This is a genomic window from Buchananella sp. 103232, assembly GCF_058725725.1.
Genome location: NZ_JBZXJM010000032.1, coordinates 14,136 through 32,224, shown reverse-complemented (window position 1 = coordinate 32,224; position 18,089 = coordinate 14,136). Strand labels below are relative to the sequence as shown.

The following is an 18,089-nucleotide window of genomic DNA, read 5'->3' as shown; positions in this document are numbered from 1 at the left end:
CTGTTGCCGCCAGTTCCTTGCCTCACGAGTTGCCTCCGATCGAAGACCATCTGCAACAGGCTACCGGAGATTTATTGCCCTTCCTGGGACCCATTCGGGCGCGCCCTACTGAGCGACCTCCGTCACCTTCTATCCTTGTGCCGGGTTGCCTACGCGGGTGTGGGCCCGCGCGCGGGAGGATTGGAGTCTGCTTTGCGTCTGAAGCTCGAACTGGTTTCCACGGACGGGATCCGGCCGGTAATGGTGACCGCTGAGGCCAACACGACGATTTGCGATGTGGCCTCCACTATTCGCAGCGGTCAGACCAGCCTTTACATTCCGGCGGACAATTCCCTCACCCTGGAGTTGCTTTCTGACGAGAACTCCGCGATCGCGGTGCTTCCCCCGCGTTCGCTGGTAACGGAGGCGGCGCTGCGCTCGGGTCAGCGGGTCAGGTTGACGCAGTGGGCGGAGACCGGTTCTAGCTCCGGCAGCTCGGTGCCGGCCCGTCTGCGGGTGATCTCTGGTCCCGACGCCGGGGCGGTCTTCCCGCTGCGCCCCGGCCCGAACGTGATCGGCCGCAGCGACGACTGCGACGTGGTCATAAACGACCGCCAGATTTCCAGGCGGCATGCCCGCATCGTGGTAGGCGCCCAGGTGGAGATCATCGACATGCACTCCGCCAACGGCCTGGTCTTGGCGGACGAACGCGTGGAGCAGGCCGTCCTGGGGCCGCGCACCACGGTCTTGGCCGGCGCCACCACGTTCATCGTGGAGCGCGCTGCGGCCGCTGATTCGCCGGCGCTCGTGGAGACGTCGTTCAACCGCTCCCCGCAGGTGCGGGTGCGCTACAAGGGGCGCGAGTTCGCCGCGCCGGAGGCCCCCAAGAAGCAGGGCGCGCGCAAGTTCCCGCTGATTGCCATGGTGGCGCCGCTGCTGATGGGAACGGTCCTTTTTGCCGTGTCCCGCAACATCATGAGCATCATCTTTGTGGGCTTGAGCCCGCTGATCGCGGTGGGCACCTACCTGGATGCCAAGATCACGGCGAAGAAGGCACGCAAGGCTGACGAGGAGCGCTTCGAGGAGGACATCGCTGCGCTGGAGAAGGACCTGACGCAGGCGCTGGTGGAGGAGCACCTGCACCGCCGCGACGAGATCCCCACCCTGGATTCGGTGATCGAGGCCGGTTTCAGTCTCAGCCCGCGCCTGTGGCACCGCCGCCCCGCCGATTCGGACTACCTGACCGTCAACCTGGGGATGGGGCGGGCGCTTTCGCGCAACAAGCTGACGCTGCCAAGCCGCAAGGACGCCGACGCCGCCACCTGGGCCCGGATCACTGACCTGGCTGAGAAGGTCAATTTCGTGGACGACGTTCCAATCACCGCCCCCTTTAGCGAGGCCCGCAACCTGGGATTGGCGGGACGGGAGGAGTGGCGTCTGCCGGTGGCGCGCGGGCTCGTGGCCCAACTGACCTGTCTGCACTCGCCCGCCGAGCTGGTGCTGTGCGCGATCGCGTCAGCGGACTCCAGCGATGCGTGGCAATACCTGATGTGGCTGCCGCACGTGGGCTCGCCCTATTCCCCCCTGGGTGGCTCCCACCTGGCGGCCGGGCCGGCTGCGGTCTCCGCCCTGGTCTCCGCGCTGGAGGAGCTCGTGGACGCCCGCAGGAAGGCCAAGGCGTCCTTCCCGACGGTGGTGCTGCTGGTGGAGGACGACGCCCCGGTGGAGCGCGGGCGCCTGGTGTCCTTGGCGAAGGACGGCCCCGACGCCGGGGTGCACCTGCTGTGGATGGCCGACGCCCAGGCCAAGCTCCCGGCCGACTGCCGTATCTTCCTGGCCCACGAGGACGACGGCAGCGTGACCGCAGGCTTCGTTGACCAGGAGTACAACGCCCCGATCAGCCGGGTGGAGCCCCTCACCGAGGTGATGGCCGGCAATCTGGCCCGTCAGCTCTCCCCGATCGAGGACGCCGGCGCGCCCGTGATCGACCAATCCGGCATTCCCCGCGCCGTCTCCTACCTGGCGCTGGCGGGAACCGAGTTGGCCAGTTCGCCGCAGGTGACCGTGGAGCGCTGGCAGGAGAACGGCTCGGTGCTCACGCGTGCGGCGCAGGGGCCGCGGCGGGCCGCCAACCTGCGCGCGCTGGTGGGGCAGGGCCCGCAGGGCGAGTTCACCCTGGACTTAAAGGGACAGGGGCCCCACGCACTGGTGGGCGGTACTAGCGGCGCCGGTAAGTCTGAGTTCTTGCAGTCCTGGATCCTGGGCATGGCGGCCGCGCACAGCCCCCAGCGGGTGACCTTCCTGTTTGTGGACTACAAGGGTGGCTCCGCATTCGCGGACTGCGTGCGCCTGCCCCACTCGGTGGGCCTGGTTACCGACCTCTCCCCGCACCTGGTGCGCCGCGCCCTGACTTCCCTGCGGGCGGAGCTGCAGTACCGTGAGCACCTGTTGAACCTGAAGAACGCCAAGGACCTGGCGGCCCTGGAGCGCACCGGGGACCCGGAGTGTCCGCCCTCTCTGGTGATCGTGGTGGACGAGTTCGCGGCTCTGGTGCAGGAGGTGCCGGAGTTCGTGGACGGCGTGGTGGACGTGGCCCAGCGCGGCCGCTCCCTGGGCCTGCACCTGATCCTGGCCACGCAGCGCCCGGCGGGCGTCATCAAGGGCAACCTGCGCGCCAACACGGCCCTGCGTATCGCGCTACGCATGGCCGACGAGTCCGACTCGGTGGACGTGATCGACTCTCCGCTGGCGGCGGAGTTCGACCCGCGCATCCCGGGCCGCGCCGCCGTGCGCACCGGCCCGGGCCGCATCTCCCTGTTCCAGGCGGGCTACGCCGGCGGCCGCACTGTGGCGGAGGCAGGGCCGGGCCGCATCGACATCGAGACGATGACGTTCGGCAGCGGTATTCCGTGGGATATTCCGCGCCCGCAGCAGCACGACGCGGAGGACGAGTCCACCCCCACGGACATCAGCCGGGTGGTCACCGCGATCTCCGGGGCCGCCGACCTGTGCGGCATCCCCGCACCGCGCAAGCCGTGGCTGCCGGAGCTGGGCACCCACTACGACCTGGCGGAGCTGGGGCGCACCTTTGGGGCGTCTTCGAGCTCCGAGCGCCTGCTGTTCGGCATCGTGGACGATCCGGCCCACCAGAGCCAGCACCCGGTCTTCTACAAGCCGGACGAGGACGGCAACCTGGCCGTGTTCGGTGCGGGCGGCTCCGGTAAGTCCGCAGTGCTGCGCTCCCTGGCCTTCGCCGCTGCTGCGACCTCGCCCGAGGCGCGTACCGAGATCTACGGCATCGATTTCTCCACGGCCGGCCTGTCCATGCTGGAGGGGCTGCCGGTGGTTGGCTCGATCATCGACGGCTCCGACCTGGAGCGAATCGGCCGCCTGATGCGCAAGCTCGTGGACGTGATGGAGCAGCGCTCCGCGCGCTTCGCGGCGGCCCGCGTGGGTTCGATCGCCGAGTACCGGCAGGCCACTGGGAGCACCGACGAGGCGCGCATCCTGCTGTTGATCGACGGATTTGGGGCATTCCGCACCGAGTTCGAACTCAACGCCTCCCCCAACTCCGTGTTCGCCCTGTTCTCCCGCCTGCTTTCCGAGGGCCGCGCGGTGGGCATTCACGTCATGGTCACCGCCGAGCGCCACGGCGTGCTGCCCTCTTCGCTCTCCGCCCACCTGCCCACCCGCCTGGTTTTGCGCCAGGCCGACCAGAACTCCTACGCGAGCCTGGACGTGCCCAGGGACGTTTTGGACGACGCTCCTCCCGGCCGCGCCGTCCTTGCCGGCCAGGACAACGAGCTGCAGGTGGCGGTGCCCGGCGGTTCCTCCCTGCCCGCCAAGCAGGCGCGCGCGATAGACGCGCTGGCCGAGGAGCTGCGGGCGCGCGGCGTGGCGCCGGCCCAGCCGATCGTCCGGATGGACACCCAGGTGCACCGCTCCCAGGTGCCCGACTCCGTTGAGGGGCTGCCCGTGCTCGGTATCGAGGAGTCGACGCTGGCCGCCATGCCGTTCACCGGCCAGGGCGCGATGATGATCGCGGGCATGCCCGGCAGTGGCCGCACCAGTGCGCTGGAGTCGATCACGCAGTCCATGCACCGCTGGGCCCCGGCGGCCGAGTTCTTCTTCATCGGCCCGCGCCGCTCCCGCGTGCACGCCCTGCCGCTGTGGGCTGCCACCGCGCACGACCCGGAGGAGGCGGTGGAGCTGGCCGCCAGGCTCAAGCCGCTTGCCGAGGCACCGGCCCAGAACGAGGCCCTGCCGGACGTGGTGCTGGTCATCGAGTCCCTCGGCGAGCTGGTGAGCACGCCGGCGGAAACCCCGGTGCTGGACGTGATCAAGAAGCTGCGCCGCAACGGCCACTTCGTGCTGGCCGAGCAGGAGACCAGCGCCTGGGCCTCGGGCTGGCAGCTGATTGCGGAGGTGCGCAACACTCGCCACGGCATCGTGATGCAGCCCAACCCGATGGACGGCGACCTGCTGTTCAAGGTGGACCTGCCGCGCGTCAAGCGCAGCGACTACCCGCTGGGCCGGGGCGTGTACGTGCGCTCGGGCAAGATGTGGACGGTGCAGCTGCCCATGCCGGAGTCCGGGCGGCCTAGCTGATCGGTGGGCCGGCGGGGCGTCGTCCAACGCGGAGGCGGGCGGGGCGGCGTTCAATCCGGTACCGGCGGGCGGGGCGGCGTTCAACACGGAGGCGGGCAACCCATTGGCTGTCCCTGTGGATGGCCAGTGCGCGCCGTCGGCCGGCCTCAGTACGCTTGGCGTGGCCCGAAGCTTGAGCAGGCGACTGGAAAGGTGAACCCCGATGAACAAGAAGACGACTTTCGCCACCGCTGCGGCGGCCTTCCCCCTGGCGGCGATCGGTCTCTGGCGAATCTGGGCGCGGGGCGGCGATTACTGGCTGATCATGCTCGCGGCCGTCGTCGCCGCGCTGGTGCCGATCTTGCTGTGGGTCTGGCGCCACGGCAAGTCCTTTGGCGGGGAGAGGCTGGCTCAGCTCAGGCAGCGCCCGCACCTGGCCCTGCTGCAGGGATACATCACCTGGACCCACCTGGGCCAGAAGGACGACGCCTTGTCCGCGCTGCGACGCAAGCGCGCCATCCTGGTTCTGGAAGACCGCCTGGAGATCCACGACGTCTCGAAGAAGCCCACCGAGCCGAGCGTGGTGCTGCCGAAGAACCAGATCACATCCATCACCTGTGCCGAGTTGCCCTGGGCCGGGCAGACCTACATCGCGTTGATCATCGCCACCCACCAGACCGCGTACGCGACCGTCTTGATGACCGACCCGCAGAAGGGCCTCATGGCCGTGGGTGGGCAGCCGACCTTCGAGATCGCGGCCAACCTGAACGCCTGGCTGCTCAACTAGCCCGCCCCGGCGGTCGCGTGCCCTGACAAGTCGCGGAGAGCCGTGCTGAGCACCGCCCGGCTGTAGCCGGGCAGTGGGAGGCAGGGGTTTGTCCACCGTTGTGTTTGGAACTGGTTGTGGGTTGGGGCTGGTGTGGTTAGGGTTTTTGCGTTGGTGAGCGTGGGTGCTCTAGTACACGGAAGGGTGCAAGGTAATGGCTAACGCGTACGGCTACACGCCAGAAGAGATGCGTCGCATCGGCAGCCAGCTGGTCTCCATCAAGGCAGAGATCGACGGCAAGGTGCAAGAAGCCCTGGCCGCTGTTAACGGCCTGATCGGTTCTGGTTTCACCACCCAGGCCGCTTCTGGCGCCTACTCCGAGCAGTTCGAAAAGCTCTCCACCGGCCTAAAGCAGGTCAACGAGAGCATGGAACCCCTGGGCAACTTCCTGACCCAGTACGCCAACGCCGTAGTGGACATGGACACCCAGATGAGCTCTTCCCTGCGGGGCTGACCCCGTTATGGCTCTAGCGGCCCCGGTGGGTGCGCGCGTGTTAATGCCTACCCACCGGGGCCGGCCTAGTACGAGGCAACAAGAACAGGGGGGATGGTTTTGCAGTCCATCAGGGTTGATGTTGGCGCACTAGGCACGATCGGGGCCTCGGCCAAGACGATCGCTTCGGAGTTTGAGAGCGCCAACACGAACTCCAACACCATTGCCGCCGCCGTGGGGCACGGGGCTTTGAGTGAGACCGTGCGGGGTTTTGCCCATGACTGGGACGACAAGCGCCAAAAGTTCATCGACGCCCTCAAAGCCTTCTCCGACGCCTCCCTGGCCGTGGCCCATGGGTGGATCAAGCTCGACCAAGACGGCGCCAACACCCTAAACGGCCAAACCCCAACCAGCGCCGGCGCCGCTGTTAGCGCCACTAGTGGCGGGGCCAGCACCCACCCAACAGCCACAATCGCCTAAAGCGATGAGGGGATTAGTTGTCTATGAGTGCGCGGCCTTCTGATTGGAGCGCCCTGGGGCTGGGTGGTGACCCCACCCCGGGGGACCCGGTGGTGGTGCGCAGCGGGGCGGAGCGGTATCGGGGTGTGGCTGATGCGATCAAGCGTTGCGCCGACAGCCTGCGGGCGCTAGAGGCTGGGGCGAGTTCGCGGGCCGAGAGTGTCACCGCGCTACTAGAGCAGCGCGACACCCTGCTCGATGGGATCGGCAAGGCCGAGGGGCGTTATCGCGCGGCCGGGGAGGCGCTGGAGACGTATTCGGCGGCGTTGGACCGGGTGCAGACCGACACGCTGAATGCTCTCTATGCGGCCAGGCAGGCCAGGTGGGAGCGCGATGAGGCCCGTGACAACCAGCGCTATTACCAGGACCTGGCCGACGACTACGCGAATAGCGACGATGAGGGCGGCTTTGGGCATGACCAGCAGGTGCGTTACACGCGGCTAGCCAGGTCTGCCAGGCAGGACGCAGATGCCGCGCAAGACCGGATCGATAACCAAGTTCGGGTGGCCCAAAACGCCGTCCGGGAGCGTGACCTAGCCGCGCAGACCGCTATTGATGCGATCCAGGGTGTTACCGCCACCGATGGGCTTAATGACGGCTGGTGGGAGAACTGGGGAGCCAAGATCCTGGGCTGGATCGCCACCATCGCCGAGTGGGTGTCAGGGATCGCCGGCATCTTGGCCCTGGTCTTGTGCTGGGTGCCCGTGCTGGGGCAGGCGTTGGCGGTTATTGCTGGGATCGCTGGGATCGTGGCTGCACTAGCGAACATCGGCCTGGCCTTGGGTGGGGAGAAGACTTGGGGCGAAGCCCTCCTCTCCGTGGTCTTTGCCGGCCTGGGCTGCATCGGCCTGGGCGGCCTGCGCGGTGCTGTCTCGTCCCTGAAGGCCCTGGGCGGGCTGGGTAAGGCAATAAAAGCAGCCGGCGGCCTGAAAGGAGCATTCCTCACTTTCGCCCGCGGGAGCTTGCGCACTATTGCGCGTGGGCTGAGAGGCATGTGCAAGACCGCGCACACCATGGTCTTCCATCCGATCACCGCGTTCCGCCGTATGGTGGCAGGGTTGAGAGGTGCCGCCCAGCGCTTGCGCATTGCCGTCAACAGGAAGTATCGCTATGTCACCGGCAAGAATCTCGGCCCCGGAGCTAAGGGAAGCGACCTACTGGCCTCAAACGCCCCTTATGGCAGCCGATTTGGCCGGAAGATCGCTGATGCCCAACAGTGGGACGACCTATTCCGCACAGGCCCAGGCCCCTATGACTTCAAGTGGACCAACCCAGCAGAGGTACTCGGCAGTGAGCAAGTGCTGAGGGTGGACCAATACATCGACAGGTATGGAGACGTCATCGACCGAGTTGGCAACTTCGATGGCACTTGGTTCGGCGCCCTCGATGACGGGAAGGTGTTCAGCTTCGAGGCTAGAGCAATATCTACCACCTCTCTGGATCTGGACTACCACCAGCTACGCCTAGTAGACATTCCGCTGGATTGGACGATCGAGGTGTCCTCGGTAGCGCCTAGCCTTGGCTATCCGGGTGGAGCAACCCAGCTCAGAATAATGGACGGCGATGTCCCGATTAGGATGAAGGACTTAATTGAGGAAGGTTACGTAGAACTTTGGCCTTTCAACTGAGTGAGCAGCTTCGCGATTTCATCTCCAAGCTTGGCCAGCACGCCGGATACACATCCGTGCCCGAGGGATACGATGTTTGGCACAAACATTCAACATGTATGCGCATTGTTCACCAAAACGGGGAGTACCTACTAGGCTCCTACGAACGCAACGACCCCCCTCGATTTGATTTCTCCAGCACAGAACTACACCTTCTGGAAAAACAAATAGCTGCGAATCTTGGTGCAGGATACAGGGCAGAGAAAAATCTGCCAGAGTTAGACTGGATGAAGTGGGCAAGAAACGTCAAAGAGGGCTACACCATCGAGCAACGTGACGCTAAACATTGCACCCTTAGCCACGAATCCACGGGGATCATTCCTGTTATAATTCGCACAATTGGGCGCTACAACAGTATTGCTAGCAGATTCTCCTATCTGGCCGGGGAGTCTTTGGACGATATAATCCGCTCTTTCCTTTCCCCCTCTGGGGGGCCTTTGTTTGAAGGAGAGTTCTTAGATCTGAGCGGCCGCTGAACCGTTCCTCTTAGCCCGCGTCAGACTCACTATCCGCCATTTTCGATCTATACTTCACTGATCGCGTCCTTCCGTAGCGGACTGCGCGGAGCTCAGCGCCAACGCTCGCACACTTCCAGAATCGAGTAAAACTATCCCCACCAACATTTCACTCGACTTGCACAAGTGGTGGCGGACCCTGGGGTTTGGGAACTGATTTTCGACGCAATGGCAGCGTTAATTGGGGGTGTTTCGAGGCGCTACGGCTGGGGTAGGGCGGTGGGCGTGAACCCCGTATTCACGCAAGGTTAAGACCGCCTCTGTGCTGTGGCGCCGCAGATTGCAGCTAAGGAATACGGGGGCGTTGGATCGTGGAGCGCCTGGGCAGCACACATAACGAAGGCGAGTTCACGGACCGAGAGCGTCACCGCACTAGTCGAGCAGCACCTCCCCTACTCGACAGGATCAGCAGGACCAATGGGCGTTTCTACAACCGGATTATGCAGCTTTAAGGCGAGAGATGGATCAGACTAGAGGAAAGAGCGGGAATGCCCAAAAAGGCCGGAACAGAAACTATTCGATAGCCTGGTCACACCAGACAATCCAGCCCGCGTAACACTAAACGACGGACGCCAGATAGATATCGTCGACGTATTCCTTGAACAGGTGAAGGGATTGTGAAACATTTTGAAGCAGTTTACACCGGCGAGGAGGGCACTATTGGATCATACAGCCCCCAGTACACGCCAAAGTCATTTGCTGACGATTTCGAGCTAGACCTTAAGTCGCGACACTTTAACGGCAAACGAATCTTCGCAATGCTTGTCTGGGCTGGACCTGATGACATGGAACCGGATGCGGTACGTAAGAATTCATATCATCGCGATAGCTACATGCAGTGCGCAGGCTCCAATGCCGCGATGACTGTTGAGGTGCGCGTGACGCATCCGGATAGGTCGTTCGAGCACTACGTGGTGGCGCGCGAACCCGTACGGGACCCGAACGCGTGGACCACGATCACCTGGGACAACGGCAGCCCAGAGCTTTGCGTCTGGCGACTGCACCCGGAGGAGGTCTTCACCGGCGAGCAGGCTGCGAAGGTGTTTCGGGACTACATCGAGCACGACCAACTCCCACCCAAAGAGTTACTACGCCGAACCGATAACTAACGCATCGCAGACAAACGACCGGGGTGTTGGGATTTGAGGGAGGATGCGCACGGACGGGCCAAACCAAGCAGACAGGAACGCAATCCACTACCCCGGGTCGGAGCCTCGCAGAGCCGGGAGCGGGAGCTACCCTCGCGGGTCGCGGCCCGCCGGACCGCCTGCCGCACCACGAAGCCTGGGGCGGAAAGTTAGACTGGCCAGTACGCAGCAGGCGGCGCGGGATCGAGATGACGCCCGACACGAAGCACTGCAACACGGCGCAGCCCCAACAACCAAGGCCCTTGAAATGAAGAATTTCGAATTCTCGCCCCAATTCACAGCCCTGGTAAGGTGTGCAGCATTTCAGGGGACTATCGAAGAATACGACGATCGCTACGAGATTTGGCGACCGACCAGCGTAGTTTACGTAGTCAAGCGAACACACGGGGAGTATTGCTTAGGAAGCTACGAGCGCGCAGATCCCCCATCGTTTTACTTTTTCACCACTGACTTGGCACTCATCGAAAGATGCCTGATCGCCGACTTCTGTAGCGACTGCAGGGAAGATATTGGCTTCCCGCGGCTTGACATATACCGAATGGCTCGCAGCCTCAAAGACGGGGTCGAGGCATACATGCTCGATTACCGCTACTCCACGCTGCGCGATACCCACACCGGCAACTCGTACCCAATGCGCATACGCGAGCTTTCGGGAATCCCATTGACGGCGACTCACCTATCGCATATCGTCACGGTCCCCATCGAGGAGCTCTTCGCCGCTTACTTGACGCCAAATGGCGCACCGCTGTTCGCGGAGTTCATCTATGAGCGCGGCCTCAGGTAAGCGGGCATGGCAAAGCCACCAGGCTCTTCGCGTCTAGGACGGATACAAGAGGTGAATCGACCCCGCCCGGGTCCGCCCGGCGGAGCGGCAAGTGTGACTGCCCAGTCCAGCTGGGGACCCGCTTACGTCATCGGCTAGGGGGTCCGGACTACTGCGCTCGCGCGCCCCACAGGTTGAGCCTGGTGGCCAGCACGGCCAGGCCGGCCGGGCCTGCGGAGGACGTGCGCAGCACGTGGGGGCCCAGGCGCACCAGCTTCGCGCCGGTGTCCACCAGCGCGGCCGTTTCCTTCTCCCCGATTCCGCCCTCGGGCCCCACCACCAGTGCCACGGCCGGGCAGTCGGCGGGTACGGGCAGCTCGGTCAGGGCGGCGCTTGCCTCCTCGTGTAGCAGCGCCACCAGGGCGCCGCCTTCCGCCTGCTCCCTGATCCAGGCGCACAGCTCCTTCGTGGAGCGCGGCTGCTCCACCGTGGGCACCCAGGAGCGGCGCGACTGCTTGGCCGCCGCGAGCGCGATCGCCTGCCAGCGGGCCACGGCCTTGGGGATCTTGGGGCCGCTCCACACGGAAACCGACCGCTCGGCCTGCCAGGGCAGGGCTCGCTCGATGCCCAGCTCGGTGGCGGTCTCTAGGGCCTGCTCGTCGCGCCCGCCCTTGGCCAGGGCCTGCACCAGGATCAGCGCGGGCTGCGCGGGGGCCTCCCTGCTCCAGGTGGTCACGTCCACCGTCACCCGGTCCCGGGCGGCCGAGCGGACGGTGCCGCGCGCCCGCCCGCCGCGTCCGTCCACCACGTCCACGGCCTCACCGGCGCGGATGCGGCGCACGCTGGCGGCGTGCTGTGCCTCGGGCCCCAGTACGTCCAGGCTCGCCCCGCCCTCAGCGGCGGAAAACTCGGCTTCGCTGACCACAAACACCGGCAGGGACATGGCTACTCCTTAACTGAAGGCCTCACGCAGGCGGCTGAAGAAGCTCTCCTTGCCGCGCGGGGTGGGGCGCACACTCTCCTCACCACGCAGGGCGGCTAGCTGCTCCAACAGGCCGCGCTGAGCGTCGTCCAGGTCAGTGGGCGTCTCTACCGCCACGTGCACGTACAGATCTCCACGCGTCTGACGGTGCAGGCGGGTCATTCCCATGCCACGCAGGCGGATCTCGGCTCCGCTCTGGGTGCCGGCGGGGATCTCCACGTCCTCCTCGCCATCCAGCGTCTCCAGCGGGAACACCGTGCCTAGCGCGGCGGCGGTGAGCGGGATGGAGACGAAGGCGTGCAGGTGGTCGCCGTTTCGTTCCAGCGTCGGGTGGGCGATCTCCACGATCTCCACGTAGAGGTCCCCGTTGGGGCCGCCGCCGGGACCGGCCTCGCCGCGCCCGGACAGGCGGATGCGGGTGCCGTCGCCCACGCCGGCGGGGATGCCTACCTTGACCTTGGAGTGGGAGGGCACGCGGCCCTGCCCGGCACACTCGGTGCAGGGCGAGGCGATCACGGTGCCGTATCCCTGACATTCCGCGCACGGAGAGGTGGTGACCACCTGGCCCATGAAGGAGCGGGTCAGGCGCTGCACGGTGCCGGAGCCCCCGCAACCGGAGCAGGTCACCGGCTGGGTGCCCGCCGCGCAGCAGGAGCCCTCGCAGGCGCCGCAGCGCACGTAGGTGTTGAAGCTGATCTCCTTCTCCACCCCGAACGCGGCCTCCGCCAGGGTCACCTCCACCTGGGCCAGGGCGTCGCGGCCGCGTTGGCTGCGGGACATCGGCCCGCGCATCCCGCCACCGGCTGCCTGGAAGAAGGACTCGAAGAAGTCACCGAAACCACCAAAGCCCTGCGGGCTGGGGTTGTCGTATTCGCGGCGCTTTTCCGGGTTGGACAGGGTCTCGTAGGCGACGTTGATCTCCTTGATCTTCGCCTCGTTTTCCTCGGAGCGGCCGGCCAGGTCAGGGTGGTACTTGCGTGCCAGCTTCTGGTAGGCCTTCTTGATCTCCGCCTGGGTGGCGTCACGCGCCACCCCTAGCACCTCATAAAAGTCGCTCATTGTTCCTCTATGTTTGCCTCACAGGTCGTGAGCACCCAAAAACCTCGACAGGTAGCTGGCCACAGCGCGTACGGCTGCCATAGCGGCCGGGTAGTCCATGCGCGTCGGCCCCACCACACCCAGATGCGCCATCGAGTTCGCACCCCCGTAGGCGGCGGTGACCAGGGAGGTCTCCGCCAGTTCTTCGTGGCCGGTCTCCGCGCCGATTCGCACCTCGATGTCGCTGCGGTCCATCTCCGTGAACAAACGCAGCAGGACGACGTTCTCTTCCAGCGCCTCCAGCACCGGCGTGATGGAGCGGCGAAAGTCCGTGTTGCAGCGCGCCAGGTTGGCGGTGCCGCCCACCACGACGCGTTCCTCGGCCTCGCACTCCGTCACCGAGGCGACCTCCCGCAGGAGCGCGGAAACGAGGTCGCGGTCGGCAGGGGCCACGGTGTGCTCCACCTCGGTCAGGGCGGCGCGCACCTGCGCCGAGGTCCGCCCGGCGCACAGCACGTTGACCTGCACTCGCAGGGAGGCCAGGTCCGCCCCGGCCAGGTCGGCTTCCACGATGCGCTGCTCCACGCGCCCGGAGTCGGTGATGACCACCATCAGCAGGCGCCGCTCGGCCAGCTCCACCAGTTCCACGTGGCGTACGCCGGCGTGGCAGAGCGTCGGGTATTGCACCACGGCCACCTGCTGGGTGAGTTGGGCAAGTAGCCGGGCGGTGCGATGGACGACGTCGTCCAAATCCACCGCCTGGGAGAACAGGGCGTCCACGGCGCGGCGTTCGGCGGCCGAGAGGGGCTTGATCGCGGCGATGCGGTCCACGAACAGGCGGTATCCCTTGTCGGTGGGCACGCGACCGGCGCTGGTGTAGGGCTGGTGGATGTAGCCGGCCTCCTCCAGCGCGGCCATGTCGTTGCGGATCGTGGCGGGGGAAACGTCCAGCGAGTGGCGCTCGACGATGGAGCGGGAGGCCACCGGCACACGGGTGTGCACGTAGTCGCTCACGATCGCCTTGAGCACCTCCAGGCGACGGCCCGAGACCGGCTCCGTGTTCTCCAGCGCACCGCGCTCCTTGGGCTCCGCCACTCCCCCTCCTTTCAGCACTCGCCACCCTAGAGTGCTAACTCTAGCGCGGCGGCGGGCGGGCATGCCTGCGGCGGTGCGGCCTGGCGACTGTGGCACCGCCCGCACTGCGGCGTTTTCCCTTCGGATGCACGACGTCCCGCCGGCGCCCCGCTATAGGTGCCGGAGCGCGGGGCGGCCCGTTTGCTCCGGCGGGGCGGGGCGGCAGCGTCGTCCATCCCGACCGCACACCAAGCGCTCCGCCCGGCTTAAAAGCAAGCCAACCCGGAATAAAGGCCACCAAAAGGTGGGGGTCGCCACTGCGTTGCAGTACCCTCATGGTGTGCTGCGACACAGCAGCGCCGTTTTGACCAGTCTCGGAAGGGCTCAGACATGGGTTTGATTCAGGCTTTTGTTGGGGCCGTTGGCGGCACCTTTGCTGACCAGTGGCTCGACTTCGTAACGGTGCCGGAGGGTATCTCCCCCACTGCGGCCGTGTTCCCCGGCGTGCTCAAGGGGCAGAACGCTGGTCGTGGCTCCAACACGCGAGGCTCCGAGAACATCATCTCTAACGGCTCCAGGATCGTGGTGCCTGAGGGCTACGGCGTCCTCCTGTTCCAGGAGGGTGGCCTGACCGGCTTCGTCGCCCAGCCCGGTGGCTACATCTACTCCTCCACCGACCCGCAGTCCCAGTCAATCTTCGCTGGCGACGGCATCGTCTCCTCCTTCATCAAGCAGTCCTGGGAGCGCTTCAAGTTCGGTGGCCAGCCGGCCGCGCAGCAGGCTGTCTACTACGTCAACCTGAAGGAGATCCCGAACAACCGCTTCGGCACCCAGTCTGAGATCTACTGGGACGACGCCTACCTGGGTGCCCAGGTGGGTGCGCTCACCCGGGGCACCTACACCCTGCGGATCATCGACCCGATCCTGTTCGTCAAGCAGTTCGTGCCGGTCAACTACCTGATGCCCGGCGGCCCGGTGTTCGACTTCCAGGACATGGACAACCCGGCCGCGAACCAGCTGTTCACCGAGGTCGTCTCTTCCCTGGCGCCGGCGTTCTCCAAGTACACGAACGACCCGTCCAAGGGCAACCGCATCACCCGCATCCAGTCGGACTCCCTGGGCTTTGCGCAGTCCCTGTCCGCTGCGGTGGAGGAGGGCTACCAGTGGACCTCCACCCGTGGCCTGGTGATCCCCACGGTGACGATCACCGCCATCGAGTACGACGAGGACACCCGCGCCCTGCTCAGCGACGTCAAGAAGGCCGACGCCCTCTCCGGTGCGCGCGGCGGTTCCTTCCTGCAGCAGTCCGTGGCACGCGGCTTTGAGGCGGCCGGCCAGAACGGCGGCGGCGGCATGGCCATGATGGGTATGGGCCTGGGCATGACCGGGCAGGCGCTGAACTTCCAGCAGCAGCAGGGTGCTCCGGCGCCCTACCAGAACCCGTTCCAGCAGGGCTACCCGCAGGGTGCCCCGGCCGGCTACCCCCAGCCCGGCTACCCGCCGCAGGGCGCTCCGGCCGGCTACCCCCAGCCCGGCTACCCGCCGCAGGGCGCTCCGGTCGGCTACCCCCAGCCCGGCTACCCGCCGCAGGGCGCTCCGGCCGGCTACCCGCCGCAGGGTGCCCCGGCCGGCTACCCCCAGCCCGGCCCCGGCATGCCCGCCCCTGAGGCTGCCCCCGTCGCCCCGGACGCGCCTGCCGCGCCCGCTCCCGCCGGCGAGGCCCCGGCACCCGAGGCTCCCGCCGCCCCCGGTGGCGAGGACCCGGTGGCCAAGCTCGCCCAGTTCAAGGCGATGCTGGACCAGGGCCTGATCTCCCAGGCCGAGTTCGACGCCGCCAAGGCCAAGGCTCTGGGCCTCTAATCGATTCGCGATGAGTAATCCGAACGCACACGGTGCCGGGGAACCCAATTCCGGTTCCCCGGCACCCGAATCGACTGCGGCCAGCAGGGCCGACTACGCGAGCCGGGTGACCTCCCAGGGGCTTCCCCCGGACTATCAGCCTCCCGGCGGTGTGCCGCAGGAGGTGCTGGACGCCCACGCCGCCTCCGGCCCGGCAGGCATGGGGAATCAGCCGCCGGCGGCCACTGTGCCGGCGCGTCCGCGCGAGCAGTACATCGACACCTCCACCGCCAAGAAGCACGGTCAGGACAAGTGCCCGCGCTGTGGCGCCACGGAGATCCTGCTGCGGCCCACCACGGGCATGCTGATGTGTCAGTTCTGTCGGCACGAGTGGGCCGAGGCCACCATCGAGGAGAAGTTCGGCCTGAACGCCCCGATCGGTGACCTGCACGGCCGCGTGCTGGGCACCGGCGTGAAGGACATCCCGGAGTCCGTCTCTGACGTGATCACGCTCAAGTGTCAGTCGTGCGGCGCCGAGGTGGTCATCAACACGGCGCAGAACGTCGCCTCGCGCTGCCACTGGTGCCGCAACACGCTCTCGCTCAACACCCAGGTGCCCAACGGCGCGGTGCCGGACGGTCTGCTGCCGTTCAGCCTGCCGCGGGAGGAGGCGATCAAGCGGATCAAGGAGTTCGTGCGCAAGCGCCGCTTCTTTGCCCACCCCGGGTTCGTGCGGTCGTTCGCCCCCACCGAGGTGGTGGGCGTCTACCTGCCCTACCTGGTGATCGACGCTAACGCCCGCGTGGAGTTGCACGGCACCGCCGAGATCGAGACGCGCCGCTACACGCGCCAGGTGAGCAAGGACCGCTCGGAGACCTACTACGACGCGGACGTTTACCAGGTTTCGCGTTCCTTCAGGTTGCTGGCCGACGACATCGTGCTGGAGTCCTCCGCTGAGCGCGCCAACATGGACACGTCGCTGAACACGAACAACGTGATCAACTCGATCCAGCCGTTCGACCTGAAGAACGCGGTGGCGTACAACGCCCACTACCTGCAGGGGTTCACCTCCGAGCGGCGTAACGTGCAGGTGGAGCAGCTGGTTCCCTTCGCGTGGTCCAACGTGCTCTCGGTGGGCCGGGCGCGCGTGAACGAGACCCTGAAGGCCTACGACCGGGGTGTGCGGTGGGAGCACGAGCGCATCGAGGTGGAGGGCTCCCGCTGGGTGTCCGTCTACCTGCCGGTGTGGCTCTACAGCTACTACCAGGACTTCGGTAACGGGCGCGGCCTGAAGCACTACGTGGCGGTCAACGGCCGCACCGGCGAGACCATGGGTTCCATCCCGGTTCGGCAGGGCCGCCTGGTTGCGGTCTCGTCCGTTATCGGTGTGATTGGCACGATTCTGGGCGGCATCGTCGCCTTCTTTGGAGGGTAGTCATGAGTCTGATTGTGCAGTTGCTGGAGCCGGTGCAGGCCGTTGCCTCGATGGCGATGGAGAGCGATGGCGATAACCGTTGGGCGCTGCTGCTGGCGGGCCCGATCGCCGGTTTCGCGTTCTACTCCATTACCTTCATGCGCTACCGCAACACTGACAAGCGCCACGCGTTCGAACACGAGACGAGCGCGCAGATGCTTGACGTGGACGGCAGCGACCGCAAGGTTGGCGAGGTGAAGGGCACCCGGGATCGCTTCATCGAGGGAGACATGAAGCACCAGCCGTTGAGGCGGCTCGGTGAGAACTCGGTGATCCTAGAAAAGCGGTAGGCGGCAGGCCTTCGACAGCAAACACGCGGGGTGGCTTAAGCTGCCCCGCGTGTTTGATCGTTATGGACCCGATGCGGTTGCCGCCGCGCGCCAGCGCGCCAACGCCCCCACGCCCACCGTGCCCGCGCAGCCGGGCCTGGTGGTGGAGGACGTGGCCACGGGCTACGTGGGCGCCGTGGTGCGCACCGAGAAGATCGGGGGCCGGCACGTCGTGGTGCTGGAGAACCGCTTTGGCCGCACCCGGTCCTTCACGCTGGGTCCGGGCTTCTGGGTGGATGGTAAGCCGGTCATCCTGGCCCCGGCGGTGCGCGCCCCCCGTCCGCCGGCCGCCCCGCAGGGCGTGTCTCACTCCGGGCGGGCGTTGACGGCGTCGGGCAGCTACAAGGTGGAACTGGGCCGTGCCAAGGTAGCGCGCGCCTCGCGACTGTGGGTGGAGGGCAAGCACGACGCGGAGCTGATCGAGCGCGTGTGGGGCGATGACCTGCGCGTGGAGGCCGTGGTGGTGGAGCTGCTGGACGGCGTGGGCAATCTGGAGGCGGCGCTGGCTGACTTTCAGCCGGGCGACAATCGCCGTGCCGGCATCCTGCTGGACCACCTGGTGCCGGGCTCCAAGGAGAGCCGGATCGCGCAGGAGGTGGCGCGCCGCTTCCCCACCGGGGTGCTGATTCTGGGCCACCCGTTCGTGGACGTGTGGCAGGCGGTGCGCCCACAGTTGTTCGGCTTGCAGCGCTGGCCCGCTATCCCCAAGCACGTGGACATCAAGGTGGGCACCCTGCAGGCGTTGGGTTGGCCGCACCGCACCAAGGAGGACGTCGCCGACGGTTGGCGCCGCATCCTGGCCAAGGTCAACTCTTACAAGGACCTGGACCCGGCCTTGCTGGGCCGGGTGGAGGAGCTGATCGACTTCGTCACCGCCGGTAGCGACGCCTGAGCGCCGGGTCGTTGCTCCCTATCG

Annotated in this window: 15 protein-coding genes; 12 read left to right on the top strand and 3 right to left on the bottom strand. The window is 66.4% G+C overall.

Annotated elements, in window-relative coordinates; all coding sequences use genetic code 11:
• Positions 1-192 precede the first annotated feature (192 nt).
• From AC4PWQ_RS05105 to AC4PWQ_RS05070, 8 genes are all read left to right on the top strand, one after another.
• A complete protein-coding gene (locus tag AC4PWQ_RS05105; protein ID WP_492089968.1) occupies positions 193-4,587 on the top strand; it encodes a type VII secretion EssC family protein in 4,395 nt (1,464 codons plus the stop codon).
• 202 nt (positions 4,588-4,789) lie between these two features.
• Positions 4,790-5,353: a hypothetical protein gene (locus tag AC4PWQ_RS05100; protein ID WP_371151845.1), complete on the top strand. Its 564-nt coding sequence runs from the start codon at positions 4,790-4,792 to the stop codon at positions 5,351-5,353.
• Positions 5,354-5,546: 193 nt separating this feature from the next.
• Complete coding sequence (locus AC4PWQ_RS05095; protein ID WP_371164400.1) at positions 5,547-5,846, top strand: WXG100 family type VII secretion target; 300 nt, start codon at positions 5,547-5,549, stop codon at positions 5,844-5,846.
• A gap of 93 nt (positions 5,847-5,939) precedes the next feature.
• Positions 5,940-6,305: a hypothetical protein gene (locus AC4PWQ_RS05090; protein ID WP_492089967.1), complete on the top strand. Its 366-nt coding sequence runs from the start codon at positions 5,940-5,942 to the stop codon at positions 6,303-6,305.
• Between the two features lie 23 nt (positions 6,306-6,328).
• Positions 6,329-7,972 carry a TNT domain-containing protein gene (locus tag AC4PWQ_RS05085; protein WP_492089966.1) on the top strand — a complete coding sequence of 548 codons (1,644 nt, stop codon included), beginning with the start codon at positions 6,329-6,331 and terminating at the stop codon, positions 7,970-7,972.
• Complete coding sequence (locus tag AC4PWQ_RS05080) at positions 7,957-8,487, top strand: Imm61 family immunity protein (RefSeq protein WP_371151841.1); 531 nt, start codon at positions 7,957-7,959, stop codon at positions 8,485-8,487. The genes AC4PWQ_RS05085 and AC4PWQ_RS05080 overlap by 16 nt, the downstream gene beginning before the upstream one ends.
• Positions 8,488-9,143: 656 nt before the next feature.
• Entirely contained in the window at positions 9,144-9,635 is a 492-nt protein-coding gene (locus tag AC4PWQ_RS05075) for an NTP pyrophosphohydrolase (RefSeq protein ID WP_492089965.1), read from the top strand.
• A gap of 286 nt (positions 9,636-9,921) precedes the next feature.
• Positions 9,922-10,458, top strand: a complete 537-nt coding sequence (locus AC4PWQ_RS05070; protein ID WP_492089964.1) for an Imm61 family immunity protein — start codon at positions 9,922-9,924, stop codon at positions 10,456-10,458.
• Positions 10,459-10,606: 148 nt separating this feature from the next.
• Here AC4PWQ_RS05070 and AC4PWQ_RS05065 read toward each other — a convergent pair whose 3' ends face one another.
• The 3 genes from AC4PWQ_RS05065 to hrcA are packed head-to-tail and all read right to left on the bottom strand — an operon-like array spanning position 10,607 to position 13,552.
• Positions 10,607-11,380: a 16S rRNA (uracil(1498)-N(3))-methyltransferase gene (locus AC4PWQ_RS05065; RefSeq protein ID WP_492089963.1), complete on the bottom strand. Its 774-nt coding sequence runs from the start codon at positions 11,378-11,380 to the stop codon at positions 10,607-10,609.
• A 9-nt stretch (positions 11,381-11,389) separates the two neighbouring features.
• Positions 11,390-12,478, bottom strand: a complete 1,089-nt coding sequence (gene dnaJ / locus AC4PWQ_RS05060; RefSeq protein ID WP_492089962.1) for a molecular chaperone DnaJ — start codon at positions 12,476-12,478, stop codon at positions 11,390-11,392.
• 18 nt (positions 12,479-12,496) lie between these two features.
• The gene (hrcA, locus tag AC4PWQ_RS05055; protein ID WP_371151836.1) at positions 12,497-13,552 is read right to left on the bottom strand and encodes a heat-inducible transcriptional repressor HrcA; all 1,056 of its coding nucleotides are present in this window, start codon (positions 13,550-13,552) and stop codon (positions 12,497-12,499) included.
• A 369-nt stretch (positions 13,553-13,921) separates the two neighbouring features.
• Here hrcA and AC4PWQ_RS05050 point away from each other — a divergent pair, with 369 nt between their 5' ends.
• Genes AC4PWQ_RS05050 through AC4PWQ_RS05035 form a run of 4 tightly spaced genes read left to right on the top strand, consistent with a single transcriptional unit; the run spans position 13,922 to position 18,065 of the window.
• Positions 13,922-15,391, top strand: a complete 1,470-nt coding sequence (locus tag AC4PWQ_RS05050) for an SPFH domain-containing protein (protein ID WP_371151835.1) — start codon at positions 13,922-13,924, stop codon at positions 15,389-15,391.
• Between the two features lie 10 nt (positions 15,392-15,401).
• Entirely contained in the window at positions 15,402-16,805 is a 1,404-nt protein-coding gene (locus tag AC4PWQ_RS05045) for a hypothetical protein (protein ID WP_371151834.1), read from the top strand.
• A gap of 2 nt (positions 16,806-16,807) precedes the next feature.
• Positions 16,808-17,134, top strand: coding sequence for a hypothetical protein (locus AC4PWQ_RS05040; protein WP_371151833.1), 327 nt, complete (start codon positions 16,808-16,810; stop codon positions 17,132-17,134).
• Between the two features lie 49 nt (positions 17,135-17,183).
• Positions 17,184-18,065, top strand: a complete 882-nt coding sequence (locus AC4PWQ_RS05035; RefSeq protein WP_371151832.1) for a DUF3097 domain-containing protein — start codon at positions 17,184-17,186, stop codon at positions 18,063-18,065.
• Positions 18,066-18,089 lie beyond the last annotated feature (24 nt).